At 63.8% G+C, this 14,371-nt stretch carries 15 protein-coding genes; 9 read left to right on the plus strand and 6 right to left on the minus strand.

Features of this window, described 5'->3' with window-relative positions; translation table 11 throughout:
* Positions 1-30 precede the first annotated feature (30 nt).
* Complete coding sequence (locus AOQ71_RS28130; protein WP_057753852.1) at positions 31-819, plus strand: thermonuclease family protein; 789 nt, start codon at positions 31-33, stop codon at positions 817-819.
* Between the two features lie 215 nt (positions 820-1,034).
* Here the strand turns inward: AOQ71_RS28130 and cyoD are convergent, their stop codons facing one another.
* From cyoD to AOQ71_RS28150, 4 genes are read right to left on the minus strand one after another with little or no spacing between them, the layout of a single operon-like run.
* Positions 1,035-1,424, minus strand: a complete 390-nt coding sequence (gene cyoD / locus AOQ71_RS28135) for a cytochrome o ubiquinol oxidase subunit IV (RefSeq protein ID WP_057753459.1) — start codon at positions 1,422-1,424, stop codon at positions 1,035-1,037.
* Complete coding sequence (locus AOQ71_RS28140; protein WP_057753462.1) at positions 1,421-2,062, minus strand: cytochrome (ubi)quinol oxidase subunit III; 642 nt, start codon at positions 2,060-2,062, stop codon at positions 1,421-1,423. The genes cyoD and AOQ71_RS28140 overlap by 4 nt, the downstream gene beginning before the upstream one ends.
* Positions 2,062-4,062, minus strand: a complete 2,001-nt coding sequence (gene cyoB / locus AOQ71_RS28145; RefSeq protein ID WP_057753855.1) for a cytochrome o ubiquinol oxidase subunit I — start codon at positions 4,060-4,062, stop codon at positions 2,062-2,064. The genes AOQ71_RS28140 and cyoB overlap by 1 nt, the downstream gene beginning before the upstream one ends.
* Positions 4,052-4,885 carry a cytochrome ubiquinol oxidase subunit II family protein gene (locus AOQ71_RS28150; RefSeq protein WP_057753466.1) on the minus strand — a complete coding sequence of 278 codons (834 nt, stop codon included), beginning with the start codon at positions 4,883-4,885 and terminating at the stop codon, positions 4,052-4,054. The genes cyoB and AOQ71_RS28150 overlap by 11 nt, the downstream gene beginning before the upstream one ends.
* Positions 4,886-5,133: 248 nt before the next feature.
* Here AOQ71_RS28150 and AOQ71_RS28155 point away from each other — a divergent pair, with 248 nt between their 5' ends.
* Positions 5,134-5,934, plus strand: a complete 801-nt coding sequence (locus AOQ71_RS28155; protein ID WP_057753469.1) for an SDR family NAD(P)-dependent oxidoreductase — start codon at positions 5,134-5,136, stop codon at positions 5,932-5,934.
* Positions 5,935-5,949: 15 nt separating this feature from the next.
* Here the strand turns inward: AOQ71_RS28155 and AOQ71_RS28160 are convergent, their stop codons facing one another.
* On the minus strand, positions 5,950-7,260 hold the full coding sequence (locus AOQ71_RS28160) for a PQQ-dependent sugar dehydrogenase (RefSeq protein WP_057753857.1): 1,311 nt from the start codon (positions 7,258-7,260) through the stop codon (positions 5,950-5,952).
* Between the two features lie 205 nt (positions 7,261-7,465).
* Here AOQ71_RS28160 and AOQ71_RS28165 point away from each other — a divergent pair, with 205 nt between their 5' ends.
* The 3 genes from AOQ71_RS28165 to AOQ71_RS28175 all read left to right on the plus strand — a co-directional run bounded on the left by AOQ71_RS28165 (position 7,466) and on the right by AOQ71_RS28175 (position 10,801).
* Positions 7,466-8,659 carry a urate hydroxylase PuuD gene (locus tag AOQ71_RS28165; protein WP_057753472.1) on the plus strand — a complete coding sequence of 398 codons (1,194 nt, stop codon included), beginning with the start codon at positions 7,466-7,468 and terminating at the stop codon, positions 8,657-8,659.
* Between the two features lie 145 nt (positions 8,660-8,804).
* Positions 8,805-9,662, plus strand: a complete 858-nt coding sequence (locus tag AOQ71_RS28170; protein ID WP_057753475.1) for a VOC family protein — start codon at positions 8,805-8,807, stop codon at positions 9,660-9,662.
* Positions 9,663-9,832: 170 nt separating this feature from the next.
* Complete coding sequence (locus tag AOQ71_RS28175) at positions 9,833-10,801, plus strand: lytic transglycosylase domain-containing protein (protein ID WP_057753477.1); 969 nt, start codon at positions 9,833-9,835, stop codon at positions 10,799-10,801.
* Between the two features lie 45 nt (positions 10,802-10,846).
* On the opposite strand, the gene AOQ71_RS28180 is transcribed toward AOQ71_RS28175, so the two are convergent.
* Positions 10,847-11,980 carry a DUF1236 domain-containing protein gene (locus AOQ71_RS28180; protein ID WP_057753480.1) on the minus strand — a complete coding sequence of 378 codons (1,134 nt, stop codon included), beginning with the start codon at positions 11,978-11,980 and terminating at the stop codon, positions 10,847-10,849.
* A 436-nt stretch (positions 11,981-12,416) separates the two neighbouring features.
* Here AOQ71_RS28180 and AOQ71_RS28185 point away from each other — a divergent pair, with 436 nt between their 5' ends.
* From AOQ71_RS28185 to AOQ71_RS28200, 4 genes are all read left to right on the plus strand, one after another.
* Positions 12,417-13,019, plus strand: coding sequence for a hypothetical protein (locus tag AOQ71_RS28185; RefSeq protein WP_057753483.1), 603 nt, complete (start codon positions 12,417-12,419; stop codon positions 13,017-13,019).
* Positions 13,016-13,366 (plus strand): HGGxSTG domain-containing protein, encoded by a 351-nt coding sequence (locus AOQ71_RS28190; protein WP_063958311.1) that lies wholly within the window; start codon positions 13,016-13,018, stop codon positions 13,364-13,366. Before AOQ71_RS28185 ends, AOQ71_RS28190 begins: the two co-directional genes overlap by 4 nt.
* A 15-nt stretch (positions 13,367-13,381) precedes the next feature.
* Complete coding sequence (locus tag AOQ71_RS28195) at positions 13,382-13,738, plus strand: response regulator (protein ID WP_057753486.1); 357 nt, start codon at positions 13,382-13,384, stop codon at positions 13,736-13,738.
* 404 nt (positions 13,739-14,142) lie between these two features.
* Positions 14,143-14,371, plus strand: a 229-nt coding sequence (locus tag AOQ71_RS28200; protein ID WP_347336717.1) for a PadR family transcriptional regulator, incomplete at its 3' end; no start/stop codon positions are given.

Consider the following 14,371-nt stretch of genomic DNA (forward strand, 5'->3'; position numbering starts at 1 on the left):
AGGAGCCAGAGCAATCGACAGCGAGAAATGATGTCCTTCGAAAATTCATCGGCCGCCGCCCGCGCCTTCGCCCTTGTTTTATTTCTCGCTCTATCCGGGTTCTTGGGGACCTCCAATCCTGCCGCCGCGCTGACTGCGGCTGCGACGATCCGGGATGCCAATTCGATCCAGCTCGGCGATGTCACCTACCGGCTCGACGGCGTCGACGCGCCCGAGCTCGACCAGGTCTGCATCGACGACCACGCTGATTCCTGGACCTGCGGCATCGAGGCCCGCGACCAGCTCACCAAGCTGATCGGCGGCAAGCCGGTGCGCTGTGACGACGTCGGTCCCGAGAAGAAATTCGGCAAGCGCCACCGCGCGATCTGCACGGTCGAGGGCGACAAGGTCTCGTTGAACGAGCAACTGGTCAGGCTGGGCTTTGCCATCGCCCGCGAGCCGCTCAAGGCCAATGTCAAGCCGGCGGCGGCCGAGGCGAAGACGGCGTCATCAGGCATCTGGAAGGGCTGCTTTGTTGCACCGCAAGAATTCCGCACCGGGAAGAAGGACGGCGCCCTGCTCGGCGCCGCCTGCCGCCCCGACCGCGACAAGGAGATTCGGGCGGTGCTGTTTCCGGAGGAGCTGACCGCGCCGCCGAGCTGCGCCATCAAGGGCAAGCTCGCAGTGCGCGCCCGCGTCACCGGCAATATCGGCATCTATCACCTCAGGGGCTGCCCGAGCTACGCCGCGACGACCAAGCCGGACCGCTGGTTCTGCTCGGAGGACGACGCCCAGGCCTCGGGCTTCCGCAAGGCCTATAATTGCCGCCGGCCAAAGTGAACATTTGGTTCACGCAGCCGTGAGTGGTAGCCGGAGACAGTAATGATCCGGAATTGAACTGAAACGGGAGTTGCTGCACCTATATGTGTACGCAAGCGCTTTGCGCGGGCGTTTCCTTGGCAGACGATCCTCATCGGATTGTCCTTGCTCGGGCGTTTCCTCCCTAGACTTGGGCCGCTTGTCACGCACAAGCGGCTCTTCTTTTTTGTACAGCGCTAGCTGTGCATCCGGATGAAGTCATCCATCGGCGGCATGTTCTGGTTGAGATGCGACATGATCCAGACGGTTCCTCCGACCACCAGGAAGACGACCAGCAGCCCGAAGGCCAGCGCCAGTACGTTGTTGGTGTTGTCTGGGCCCGTGGTGATGTGCAGGAAGAACACCAGATGCACGCCCATCTGCGCGATCGCGAGCACGATCAGCGCGACGGGGATCGATGGCTGCCAAACCAGATCGGTGCCCGCGATGAAGAACGAAGTCGCCGTGAGGATTAGCGCCAGCCCAAGACCGACGACATAGCCAAGCACCCGCTCGCCGACACTGTGTTGCTCTTCGTCGCCCGGCGCGAGATCATGTCCGGCCGGCATATGCGTCTGATCGCTCATGCGCCACCCCCTAGCAGGTAGACGACGGAAAACACCCCGACCCAGATGATGTCGAGCGCATGCCAGAACAGCGCAAAGCACATCATCCGACGCAGCACGTCGGCGCGAAAGCCCTTGGCGAAGACCTGCGCCATCATGGTGAGCAGCCAGAGCACACCGGCCGAGACATGCAGGCCGTGGCAGCCGACCAGCGAGAAAAACGCGCTCAGGAAGGCGCTGCGTGACGGCCCATAGCCGCGCGACACGAGGTCGGCAAACTCCCTGAACTCGATGGCGAGGAAGATCAGCCCTAGCACGCAAGTCACGGCCATGCCGAGATAGAACCAGAACCGATTGCGCACGTCGGCGGCGATGCTGGCCATGCCGCAGGTAAAGCTCGACAGCAGCAGGCAAACCGTCTCGATCGCGACGTTACGCTGCTCAAAAATCTCCGAGCCCTTGGGGCCGTCAGCGGTCTGGTTGACCAGCACGGCGTAAGCCGCAAAGAAGCAGGAGAACATCACGATGTCGGAGAGCAGGAACACCCAGAAGCCATAGGCGGTCACGGTCCGCTTTGGCGCGGGCCCGGGATGCTCGATGACAAGACCGATGTGATGGGGATCGGCATGCGCGCGGCCGGCGGTCGCGGTCATCGACATCAGATCGCCCCCGCCATGCTGACGAGACTGCGCCGCTCCTCGAGATTGACGCGGTCGATCGCGGCGACTTCCGCTGCCGGAATCACGTATTCGTCATGGTCGCGCCAGGCGAACACGACGAAGGTCGCGAAGGCGCCGATGCCGCCCAAAATCACCATCCACCAGATGTGCCAGATCAGCGCAAAGCCCATGATGGTGGCGAAGAACGCGCAGACGAAGCCGGTCGGCGAATTCCGGGGCATTTCGATGTCCTGATATTCAGGCACGTCATGCTCGAGCGATTGCTGCTGGGCCGCGATCTTCATGTCCCAATAGGCATCCTCGCCGCGGACATCAGGATGGAAGGCGAAGTTGAACACCGGCGGCGGCGACGAGGTCGCCCATTCCAGCGAGCGGCCGTCCCAGGGATCGCCGGTGCGGTCGCGCAACGCCTCGCGGTTGCGAATGCTGACCACGAGCTGCATGATCTGGCAGATCACGCCGATCGACAGCACGGCCATGCCGATGGCCGCCACGATCATCCACGGTCGCCACTCCGCAACATTATAGTGCTGCAAGCGCCGCGTCATGCCGAGCATGCCGGCAGCATAGAGCGGCACGAAGGTGATCCAGAAGCCTGTGAAGGTGAACCAGAACGCCAGCTTGCCCCAGCGCTCGTCGAGACGGAAACCGAATGCCTTGGGAAACCAGTATTCGAAGCCGGCAAAGGCGCCGAACAGCACGCCGCCGATGATAACGTTGTGGAAATGAGCCACCAGGAACATGCTGTTGTGGAGCATGAAGTCCGCCGGCGGTACCGCGACCAGCACGCCGGTCAATCCGCCAATGATAAAGGTGACCATGAAGCCGACCGCCCACAGCATCGGCGTCGCAAAGCGGATGCGACCGCCATACATCGTGAACAGCCAATTGTAGATCTTCACGCCCGTCGGCACCGCGATGATCATGCTGGCGATGCCGAAGATGGCGTTGACGTCGGGGCCTGCGCCCATGGTGAAGAAGTGATGCAGCCAGACCATGAAGGAGATGACGCAGATCGCCATGGTCGCAAGCACCATGGAGCGGTAGCCGAACAGCGCCTTGCCGGAGAAGGTCGAGACCACCTCGGAGAAGATGCCGAAGGCCGGCAGCACCAGAATGTAGACCTCCGGATGCCCCCAGGCCCAGATCAGATTCATGAACATCATGACGTTGCCGCCGGCTTCATTGGTGAAGAAATGAAAGCCGAGGTAACGGTCGAGCAGCAGCATCGCGAGTGTCGCTGTGAGGATCGGGAACGCCGCGACGATCAGGAGGTTCGAGGCCAGCGTGGTCCAGCAGAACATCGGCATGCGCAGATAGTTCATGCCCTTGGTCCGCAGCTTCAGCACTGTCGTGACAAGATTGATTCCGGCGACCAGCGTCCCGACACCGGAGATCTGGAGCGACCAGGCGTAATAGTCGACGCCGACACCCGGCGAGTAGGACAGCTCCGACAGCGGCGGAAAGGCCAGCCACCCGGTGCGGGCGAATTCGCCGATCACGAGCGACAGATTGACCAGCAGGGCACCTGTCGCGGTGAGCCAGAAGCCGACCGAATTGAGGGTCGGAAACGCGACATCGCGGACGCCGAGCTGAAGCGGCACGACGAGGTTCATCAGTCCGATCACGAACGGCATCGCCACGAAGAAGATCATGATGGTACCGTGCGCAGAAAAGATCTGGTTATAGTGCTCCGGCGGCAGATAGCCTTGCGACTGATAGGCGATCGCCTGCTGAATCCGCATCATGATGGCGTCGCTGCCGCCACGCAGCAGCATCACCGAGGCCAGCAGGATGTACATGACGCCGATCCGCTTGTGATCGACGCTGGTGATCCATTCGTGCCAGAGATAGGGCAGATGCCCTTTCACGACGACCCAGATCAGCACTGCCAGGATCGCAACCAGCACCACGCCACCCGCGATCAAGGGAATAGGTTGATCAAACGGAATGGCGGACCAGTCGAGCTTACCGAGCATCAACGCCTCCAGTGTGGGAACGGCCTGCATCGGAGACGAGCTCCGGCCCCGGCCCTGGCGGAATGTGCTGGGTTGCGATCAGGTCGAACAGGCGCGGATCGTCGAGCCGATAGGTCGGCCTGCCCTTCTCGATGCCCTGCTGCATCAGCTTCTTGTAGCTGTCCTCGTTCAGCACGGCATCGGTCTTCGCGGTGGTTGCGACCCAGTCCGGAAATGAGAGCGGCGAGACCACGTTGACGTCGAACATCATGTCGGGAAAACCGTCGCCGGAAAAATGCGCCGAGAGGCCTTGCAGCTTGCCCTCATTGTCGGCACGCAGGTTCAAGTTCGTCACCATGCCATTCATGGTGTAGATCATGCTGCCGAGCTGCGGGATGAAGAACACGTTCATCACGCTCGACGACGTCAGCTGGAAATTCAGTTCGGCACCTGCGGGAATTGTCAAACTGTTGACGGTCGCAATGCGCTGGTCGGGATAGATGAAGAGCCATTTCCAGTCGAGCGAAACGGCTTGGATCCGCACCGGACTGCCGGTGCCTGGCACGGGTGCTCTGGGATCGAGTTGGTGCGAGCCGATCCAGGCGACGCCGCCGAGCAGGATAACGGTCAGCGCAGGGATCGACCACACCACCATCTCAACCCGGCCGGAATAGACGAAGTCGGGCTGGAAGCGTGCTCTCGTGTTCGAGGCGCGAAACCAGAACGCAAAAGCGACGATCGCGACAATGGTCGGTACCACGATCGCGAGCATGATGAAGACGGAATCGACCAGGATGGTGCTGTTGGCGGCAGCCACCGGCCCTTGTGGATCGAGCAGATTCATCGGCAAGCCACTGGCGATTGGGAAGCCCCGAAGAGAGCCTAGCGCGGAAAAGGCTCCGCAACAAACGCCGCGACCTCAGAAGGGTTCCCGAACAACAAGGAGCAGCCATGCCGGATGAGCCGGCCGCAGCATGCAATTCCATGTGATGTCAATGACATGAACGCAGGAGCACGCCCTTCTCTCGGATCGGATCGATTGCTAATGTGCACGAAAATAATGCGATGTATCGATCCAGGGAGCGAAGTGAGATGCGCCTCAAAGACAAGGTTGCGATCGTCGTCGGCGCCGGCCAGAGCCCCGGCGAAGGCATGGGCAACGGCCGCGCCACCGCGCTGACCTTCGCGCGCGAGGGCGCCAAGGTGCTTTGTGTCGATCACCACCTGGAATCGGCGCAGGAAACGGTTGCCATGATCACCGCAAAAGGCGGGACCGCCGCGGCCTTCAAGGCCGACGTGACCAAGTCCGCCGACATCAAGGCGATGGTAGCAGATGCCATATCGCGCTGGGGCCGGATCGACGTGCTGCACAACAATGTCGGCGTCAGCCTCGCCGGCGGCGACGCCGAGCTGCTGCAAATCACCGAGGAGGCGTTCGATCGCGTCGTCGCCATCAATCTGAAAAGCTGCATCCTCGCGGCCAAGGAAGTGATCCCGATCATGCGCGCACAGAAGAGCGGGGCCATCATCAACATCTCGTCGATGGCAGCGATCACCACCTATCCCTACGTCGCCTACAAGGCGACGAAATCGGCCATGATCGCCTTCACCGAGCAGCTCGCCTACCAGAACGCCGAATACGGTATCCGCGCCAACGTCATCCTGCCCGGCCTGATGAACACGCCGATGGCTGTCGATACCCGCGCCCGCGAATGGCACAGGACCCGCGCCGAGGTCGAAGCCGAGCGCGACAGCAAGGTACCGCTGCGCAAGAAGATGGGCACTGGCTGGGACGTCGCGAATGCCGCGCTGTTCCTGGCGTCGGATGAGGCGAATTTCATCACCGGCGTGACGCTGCCGGTGGATGGCGGAGCAAGTGTGCGGCGGGGATGAGGGCGGCAAGCACGATCATCGCGGCGCGCTTGTCACCCGCCAGATCGTGCCGCCAGTATCTTCCGAAATCAGCAGCGATCCATCCTTGGCCACCGCGATCCCCACCGGCCGCCCCCACACCTGGCTGTCGTTCACGACAAAGCCCGTGACAAAATCCTCGTATTCGCCAGTCGGCTTGCCGTCCTTCAGCCTGATGCGGATCACCTTGTAGCCGGTGCGCTTGGAGCGGTTCCAGGAGCCGTGCTCGGCGGCGAAGGCGTCGCCCTGATATTCGGACGGAAACAGCGTGCCCTGGTAGAAGGTCATGCCGAGCGATGCCGAATGCGGCTGGATCAACACATCAGGGACCGTCACCTTGTCCTTGAGGTCCGGCCGCGCGCCGGCATGACGCGGGTCTTCATTGCCGCCGATGTAGAACCAGGGCCAGCCGTAGAAGGCGCCCTCCTTCACGCTGGTGACATAGTCGGGCACGAGATCGTCGCCGAGTCCGTCGCGCTCGTTGGTCGAGCACCAGGGCATGCCGGTCTGCGGCTGGATCGCAAGGCCGACGCAGTTGCGGATGCCGGTGGCGTAGAGCTTGCGGTCCTTGCCTTCGGGGGTGAAGGAGAGCACTGCGGCCCGCTCGGCCTCATAGCCCCAGGACGCACCGAGCGCCTGGGTGTGCGCCCAGGTCTCGAGCCCGCCGGGCGGGCTGCCCATGCCCTCGGCGACGTTGCTGGCGGAGCCGACCGACACCAGCATGCGCTTGCCGTCAGGCGTGAACACGATGTCGCGGGTGGAATGGCCCGATCCATGCGCCAGGTTGGCCACCACCACATCGGCCTTGCCCGAGGCCTTCAGGTCGCCGGCACGATAGGCAAAGCGGACGACGTTGCCGGCATTGGCGACATAGACCCATTGCGGATTGTCACCATTCGGGAAGAAGGCGATGCCGAACGGTCGGGTGAGCCCGCTGGCAAAGACCTCGTTGCTCGCAACCTTGCCGCCCTCTGCGAGACGCAACACGCGAATGCGCCCCGGCCCGGTCTCGGCAACGAAGATATCGCCATTGGGCGCGACGCGCAGCACGCGGGGGTCGGAGAGGCCGTCAGCCAAAAGCTCGATCTTGAATCCGTCAGGCACATCAGGTGTCGCGCTGCCGCGCGCGGTCACGCGCGTGGGATTTGAGACCGAGGGCGTGGCTCCGGGCTTGGCCAGATCCTGCGGGCGGATCAGTCTGACGGTACCGGGCTTGTCGGCCTGCCAACTACCATAGGCATCCTTGCCCTGCAGCATGGGCTCGCCTTGGGCAACGGTGCAGACGCTCAACAGCCATGCGGACAGCATCATGTGCGCAACATGAATCTTCACGCCACCTTCCTCCCGGACTTATCTGCCAAATCCCACGTCAGCTCATGCCCGCATGATGTGCAGATGGTGTGATCCATCGTACTGGAAAACGGTGCGGATCGGTGCAACAGATTGTAAGGGCACGGCCGCAGGTTGCGGTCATCAAAGCTGCGGCATCGGTGTCGCGATTGATGGGGTGATCATGTGGGGATCGATCGTATCGGAATGGGCGGGCCTGCTGCTGCGCTGGCTGCACGTGGTGGCCGCGATCGCCTGGATCGGCAGCTCGTTCTATTTCATCGCCCTCGACCTCAGTCTCAAGCCCAGGAGCGATTTGCCTGACGGCGTGCAGGGCGAGGCCTGGCAGGTCCATGGCGGCGGCTTCTACCGGATCATGAAGTATCTCGTGGCTCCCGCCCAGATGCCGGACGAACTGACCTGGTTCAAATGGGAGGCCTACACCACCTGGCTGTCCGGCTTCGCGCTGATGGTGGTGGTGTATTATCTCGACGCCGACCTGTTCCTGGTCGACAAGTCGATCCTCGATCTCACGCCTTTGCAGGCCGGGCTTTTCAGCTTCGGCAGCCTTGCACTGGCGTGGCTGCTTTACGAGGCCGCCTGCCGCACCGGGCTTGCGCAGCGCGAGCTGCCCTTCGCCATCGGCGGCTATCTGTTCCTGGTCGCGCTGACCTACGCCTTCACCCACGTGCTCAGCGGCCGCGGCGCCTTCAACCAGATCGGCGCGCTGATCGGCACCATCATGGTCGCCAACGTCTTCGCGGTGATCATTCCGAACCAGAAGAAGATCGTGGCCAGCCTGATCGCAGGCCAGGCGCCCGATCCGAAGCTCGGCAAGACCAGCAAGGAGCGCTCGGTCCACAACAACTATCTGACCCTGCCGGTCGTCGTGCTGATGATCAGCAATCACTATCCCCTGCTCTACGCCACGCGCTTCAACTGGATCATCGTCGCGATCGTGCTGGCGCTCGGGCCGGTGATCCGCCACTTCTTCAACGAGGGCCATGCCGGGCGCAAATCGCCATGGTGGGTATGGGGCGTGGCGGCAGTTGGCGCCATCGCGATCCTTTTTCTCTCCGCAGCTGGCCCGCGCGAGGTCAAGACCGGCGCGCTGTCGACGCAGCCGACACTCGCCAATGTCGAGGAGATCGTGATGTCCCGCTGCAGCATGTGCCATGCTGCCGAGCCGGTCTGGGCCGGCATCGTCACCGCGCCGAGGGGCATCCTGCTCGATGCACCCGAGCACATCCATCGCAACATCCGCCTGATCGGGCGCGTCGCGGCCTGGTCCAATGCGATGCCGCCGGGCAATATCACCGAGATGACCAGCGAGGAGCGCGCCGTCCTCGCCGCCTATATCGGCGAGCAGCATCGCTGAACACAACGCGTCGATGCCGCGTTCGCGGAATGAAAACCCGGATCTCCCCCCCGATTTGAAAATGACTTGGGCGCTTATCCGGCGTAGACAGGACCGGCGGCCGCAGGCCGTCCAGAGTCAGTTCGCAATTGCCGGGGAAATCACAGTGGCCCTCAAGAATGTCATCGGTATCGACCACGCCGTGGTCATGGTGAAGGACCTCGACAAGGCTGCCGAGAACTATCGCCAGCTTGGCTTCACGCTGTCGCCGCGGGGCACCCACAGCGCGCATATGGGCACCGGCAACTACACCATCATGTTCGACCCCGATTATATGGAGCTGCTCGGCGTGCTGGTCGCAACCGAGCACAATGCGCCGGCGCGCGCCTTTGTCGAGCGACAGGGTGAAGGCATCGAGCGCATCGCCTTCACCGCGATCGATTCTACAGAAGGTGCCGAGGAAATCCGCGCACGCGGCTTCACGCCTGTTGGCCCGACCGATTTCGAGCGTCCGGTGACACTGCCTGACGGCACGGTCTCGGCCGCCAAATTCCGCACCTTCATGTGGCCGACCGCCGAAGCGCCCGGCGGCGTGCGCATCTTCGCCTGTCAGCACAAGACCCGCGAGACGGTGTGGATTCCCGAGCTGATGAAGCACGCCAACGCGGCGAAGCGGATCAGCCAGGTGCTGATCGCGGCGCCCGAGCCCGCAGCGGAAGCCGCTCATCTGGCGCGGCTGATCGATCGCGAGCCGAAGGCAGGAGCTGACGGCGCAGTGACAGTGCCCTCAGGCGGCGACCGCGCCGACTTCGTCTATCTGACGCTGGAGCAGCTCGGCAAGCGCTATCGCGGCGTGCCGCTCGCTGGCCTCTCAGGGCGCGGCGGCGCAGCGCTGGTGCTCGTCAGCGGCGATCTCGCAGCGACCGAGAAGGCACTCGGCCCGGCAGGCGTTCGCAGCGGAGCGGCAATCGTCGTGCCCCCGGCCAAGGCCAATGGCACCCTGATCGCCTTCATCGCCGGCTGATCCTGAGCTGCTGTGGAACGGCGGAAGCGGCCACGCGCGTTCCTGCGACGGGAACACCGTACTAACACCGGTGGTCTTTCGGAATCGCAGCTTCGCCGCAATTACGGTTAAGAAGTCCTTGTCACCAGCGCTCGCTGGTCGTTCCCCACAGTTCGAGGACTCTTACCGAGATGCGATTTCTCGTCGCGGCTTGCGCTGCGTTCCTGCTTCTGATGTGCGACGTCAGCCCGGAGCCGACATGGCAGATCTCACATGTCGACCAAGCCACGCCGAAGTCCGATCGCGCGCCCTCCTTGGTGCCGCTCGTCGACCTCTTCCTCGCCAGCGTACAGGCCATCGAACTTGCCAATGCGCGTGCGTCCTACGAGGAGACGATCGAGCCGGAGCCCGGTGTCGAAACTGCCGCGGAGACTCCGCCGTCCCCGACTGAACAATTCTGCCGCGCGCTGAAGCAAGCGGCGGAGGAGAGCGGCATTCCCGTGCCGTTCTTTGCCCGCCTGCTCTGGCAGGAGAGCCGCTTCAAATCCAACGAGGTCAGCCAGGCTGGCGCACAAGGCGTTGCGCAGTTCATGCCGGAGACCGCCGCCGAAATGGGGCTCGACGATCCCTTCGATCCCATGAAGGCGCTGCCCGCATCGGCAAGATTCCTGCGCAAGCTTCGCGATGATTTCGGCAATCTCGGCCTCGCCGCAGCCGCCTACAACGCCGGCCCCGGCCGGATCCAGAAATGGCTCGCCAGGGAGAGCGAGCTGCCGCGCGAGACGCGCGACTATGTCCGCATCATCACCGGCACCAAAGCCGAAGACTGGATCGAGCGTTCGGATGCGCTGGCGATCCGGATCGACCTGCCGCGCGAGGCGCCGTGCGAGGGCGTCGGCAGCCTCTCCAAGGCCAGGGACGTTGCCTGGGTGCCCGCGAGCCTCACGCCCTCGGCCGCCAGCATCATTCGCAGGGCCGAGCAGCTGGCGGCGCGGCTCGCGGCCAATCGCGCCCGCAAGCATCTCGTGTCCCTGCTCCGCAAGGGCGGCGCCGCCCGCGGCAAGGCGCACAGCATGATCGCGGCCCGCGCCAAGGGCGGAGCGAAGGGGGCGAAGGCCCACGCCGTCCGCTTGGCGGCGCGCGAGCGCTCCTCGGGCTGATGCATGGATCAGGAAGCCGCTCGATGGAGCGGCTTCCTGCGGCGGCTACTCGACCTCCTCGATCACGCGACGCTCGTGGGGCTCGACGACATAGGTCCGCGTGTCACGATGGATGTAGCGGTAGTCCCGCAGACCCGGCGCGTCCTGGTAGACGGTGCTCGGGAACTCCTCGACCTCGACACTGTCAGGAACGCGATCGCCGACATGAATCTCGGTGCGCGCGGTGCTGCCGGTGGTCCGCACTTCGCTCCGCTCGGGGCGCGCCTTGACGTGCTTGCGGATGACCTCGCGATCCCGATCCGAGAACTTGCTGGCGCTGCGCTCGCGCGTCGTCGTTGTCGTCGTCGCGGTGGATTGCCCTGAGTACGGCAGCACCGTTACGATCTTGTAGGTGGCGGGATCGACGATGACGATCTCGTCCTTGACCAGTGCAAAGCTGTAGCCGCGATATTGCGGCACGATCTCCACGACGTCAGGCGGCAGCGTCGCCAGCTGCACGTCGCGCGGCACCACCGTGCCGACGTTCAGCGAGAAATTCACGTTGGTCAGCGGCCGCACGTTCAGGTGCGAGATCGAGGCGCTGATCTTGGTCTCCTGCTGCCGGTCGAGCTTGACGTCGGTTCGGGCAGCCATCTGCGAATTGGCGTCGGTGCGCGCGCCCTGCGCCTGGTTGCTGCTCGGCGCCTGCTGAGCCTGGTTGTTGGCCGGCGCCTGCTGAGCCTGATTGGTTCCGGTCGCGCTCGGCGCCTGCTGCGCCTGGTTGTTGGTGTTGGCGGGCGGCTGACTGCGATCCTGTGCCTGGTTGGTGTTCGTCGCAGGCGGATTGGCGCTTTGCTGGCTCGCGGGCGGATTGGCCGGGCTCGAGCTCGCCGTACCGGTCTGCGGCCGTGACGATGTATCCGTGTTGTTGGCCGCGTTGGTCCCGGAACCGGGGGATGCGGAAGATGGTGCGGTGCTCTGGTTATTCTGTGCCGACGGTCCCGACGTCGAGGGCTGCTGCGGCTGCGAGCTGGGCTGCTGCGACTGAGCCATCCCCGATGGCGTGGTGGTGGAGGTCGTCGCGGATTTGTCTTGCGATGGTGCGGATTGCTGCGAGGTCGTGTTCGCATTCGGCGCTTGCGCAAAGGCGGCGTTCGCCAGCACAAGTCCCAATGCGGTGGTTGCCAACAGGCGGATCATGGTTCTCTCCCTTTTGTCCCGACAAATATTGGCTACTAACCTGCGTTAAGAAGCGAGGTTCCAGTTTTTCCCGGATGAGACCCGGGTGCTTCACCGGCACGGAACCTTGTGGATGCCGTCGAAGAGCACCGCATCCCGGCCCGTCGAAAACAACCCCATGCACAGTAGCCGGCGCCCGCCAGATCGAGGGCCCTTCGCGCGGGCGACTGCTGAATTTCAGAAAATCACTTTGACCCGTCGGGCAAAACAGGAGTATGGTGGCATCATCGCGCTATCAGGCCCTGTCCAGCTCCGCCCAACGGGGCGGCGCGCTCGACCAGGCTGCGCGACAACGTCTCATCTCCACCTGAAAAATCTCAACCGCCGCATCAGTAGACGCCCGATCGGCTTCGCTCGCCGCGAGGCCGCGCGCCTGCGCCGGCAAAGGACCCATCGCATGACCACATCCCTGACCTCTCCCGAAACGACGGCCATCGCAGCCAGCAATCGCGCCGCGATCATTGCCAGCCCGAAAGTCAAGCTCCGTCGCCGGCGCATCGTGATCGAACACCCTGATACGAACACCGGCGAAGCGCTGCTGGCCGAGGCGCTCGGCGCCGCCGACCGCGACGCGCTGCATGGCCTGTTGAGCCAGCTGGTGAAGGCCAGCGTCGTCGCGCGCAAGCCCGACCAGGGCAACCTCGCCTTCATGGTCTCGACACTGAAGAGCATCGCGCCGAGGGATTCGCTCGAATCCATGCTGGCGGCGCAGATGGTGAGCATTCAGGTCGCGACCATGCGCTGCGCCTGCCGCCTCGCCTGCACCGACGATGTTCAGCAGCAGGAGAGCCTCACCCGCGCCATGACTCGGCTGTCACGCACCTTCGCGGCGCAGATCGAGGCGCTGAACCGTCACCGCAGCAGCGGCGGCTGCGCGATCACGGTGCAGAATCTCTCGGTGCAGGACGGCGGCAAGGCCGTGGTCGGCAACTTCACGCAGCACACGAACCTGATCGCTGCGCAGCCCGGCTTTGTTGATGCGGCGGCTCTCCCGGCATGAGCCACGCCCGCAACACCTGCGCGATGCGAACGAGCCGGCGTTGCGGCGCGCAAACACGCAATGGTGACGCCTGCCGCGCGCCGGCGCTGCGCGGCAGGATGCGCTGCCGCATGCACGGCGGCGCATGGGGATCCGGCGCGCCTGATGGAAACAGCAATGCCCTCAAGCACGGCTACTTCACCAGCGAGGCGATCGAGGAGCGGAGATTTGTCCGCACCATCTTGGCTGAGGCGGAGCACTTGCTCTGCCAGTTGCCTGCACAGCCGGAAGCAGACGGCAACCCGCGCACGGGCGGAACCCATTTTACGCCGGAACAGAACTGCCCCTCGGCAATTAACAAAAGTTAGAAAGCGAGGTGCGTCATGGGCCCATCAAAGCCGATCCGCCCGACCGCGATCGTCGTCGAAGATGACGACATTCAACGCGAGATGCTCGCGCTGCTGCTCGAGGAGAGCAATTTCCAGGTACTCCAATGCGAGGATGCAGAGACCGCAGCACTGGCGCTGAAAGCACGGCACCCTTCGCTAATGGTCACGGACATCAGTCTGGTGGGCAAGATGGACGGCGTGGAGCTCGCGCACTTTGCCCAGCAGCAGAACGCCGGCATGCGGATCATCGTGATCTCGGGTCATCCGCTGCCGCGTCCCCTGCCGCCCGGCGCGACATTCCTCACCAAGCCGGTCTATGCGACAACGCTGCTGGCGGAAGCCGGGCAATAGTCGATGGTTCGTAGCTCGTAGGATTTGTAGCGCGTCAACGAAACCCACTGCGCCTTGGCGCAGGGCTATCGCTTGCCACGCGCGAGACGATGCTTCGCATCGCCCCGGGGCGTGCATAGCCTCGGCGTCCTTTGGAAGGACGGCCGCCGAAGGCGGCCTATGCTCTCCCGCAAGCAGGCGGGAGAGGCGGGAGCAAGCCCGCAGACACCCCCTGAGCGATGCGGGAGCCCGGTGCAGCCTCCCGTTCACCTGCAGATGACAGCCCCTTTGTTCTCTTCCCTCCAGCAAACGTGATCGCGCCGGCCGCGCTCGCGACAGCCGGGGCGCTACCTTTTATAGAGATGTACCTTGCATTAAAAGGTACCTTGCAATATGTTGTCTCCACGGCCAACCGCGCAGCTGCCATGACCGAACAGAACCAAGTCCAGCTCAAGAAAGGTGCACTCGAACTGTGCGTGCTGGCGCTGTTGGCGCGCGGCGAAAGCTATGCCTATGAGATTGCCAGCGCGCTCGCTTCCGGCGTCGGCATGGGAGAAGGAACGATCTACCCGCTGATGCGGCGCATGCAGGACGACGGGCTCGTCGACACGCGCCTCGCCGAATCCAACAGCGGCCCGCCTCGCAAATATTATC

The sequence above is a fragment of the Bradyrhizobium manausense genome (genome assembly GCF_001440035.1).
GTDB classification, from domain to species: Bacteria; Pseudomonadota; Alphaproteobacteria; order Rhizobiales; family Xanthobacteraceae; genus Bradyrhizobium; species Bradyrhizobium manausense.

Bases quoted from the DNA above. Each gene is read 5' to 3' on its own strand.
- AOQ71_RS28130 (WP_057753852.1), top strand. From the start codon at position 31: ATGTCCTTCGAAAATTCATCGGCCGCCGCCCGCGCCTTCGCCCTTGTT.
- AOQ71_RS28160 (WP_057753857.1), bottom strand. From the start codon at position 7,260: ATGCTGTCCGCATGGCTGTTGAGCGTCTGCACCGTTGCCCAAGGCGAG.
- AOQ71_RS28185 (WP_057753483.1), top strand. From the start codon at position 12,417: ATGACCACATCCCTGACCTCTCCCGAAACGACGGCCATCGCAGCCAGC.
- AOQ71_RS28150 (WP_057753466.1), bottom strand. From the start codon at position 4,885: ATGAATCTGCTCGATCCACAAGGGCCGGTGGCTGCCGCCAACAGCACC.
- AOQ71_RS28195 (WP_057753486.1), top strand. From the start codon at position 13,382: ATGGGCCCATCAAAGCCGATCCGCCCGACCGCGATCGTCGTCGAAGAT.
- AOQ71_RS28155 (WP_057753469.1), top strand. From the start codon at position 5,134: ATGCGCCTCAAAGACAAGGTTGCGATCGTCGTCGGCGCCGGCCAGAGC.
- cyoD (WP_057753459.1), bottom strand. From the start codon at position 1,424: ATGAGCGATCAGACGCATATGCCGGCCGGACATGATCTCGCGCCGGGC.
- cyoB (WP_057753855.1), bottom strand. From the start codon at position 4,062: ATGCTCGGTAAGCTCGACTGGTCCGCCATTCCGTTTGATCAACCTATT.
- AOQ71_RS28140 (WP_057753462.1), bottom strand. From the start codon at position 2,062: ATGTCGATGACCGCGACCGCCGGCCGCGCGCATGCCGATCCCCATCAC.
- AOQ71_RS28175 (WP_057753477.1), top strand. From the start codon at position 9,833: ATGCGATTTCTCGTCGCGGCTTGCGCTGCGTTCCTGCTTCTGATGTGC.
- AOQ71_RS28190 (WP_063958311.1), top strand. From the start codon at position 13,016: ATGAGCCACGCCCGCAACACCTGCGCGATGCGAACGAGCCGGCGTTGC.
- AOQ71_RS28180 (WP_057753480.1), bottom strand. From the start codon at position 11,980: ATGATCCGCCTGTTGGCAACCACCGCATTGGGACTTGTGCTGGCGAAC.
- AOQ71_RS28165 (WP_057753472.1), top strand. From the start codon at position 7,466: ATGTGGGGATCGATCGTATCGGAATGGGCGGGCCTGCTGCTGCGCTGG.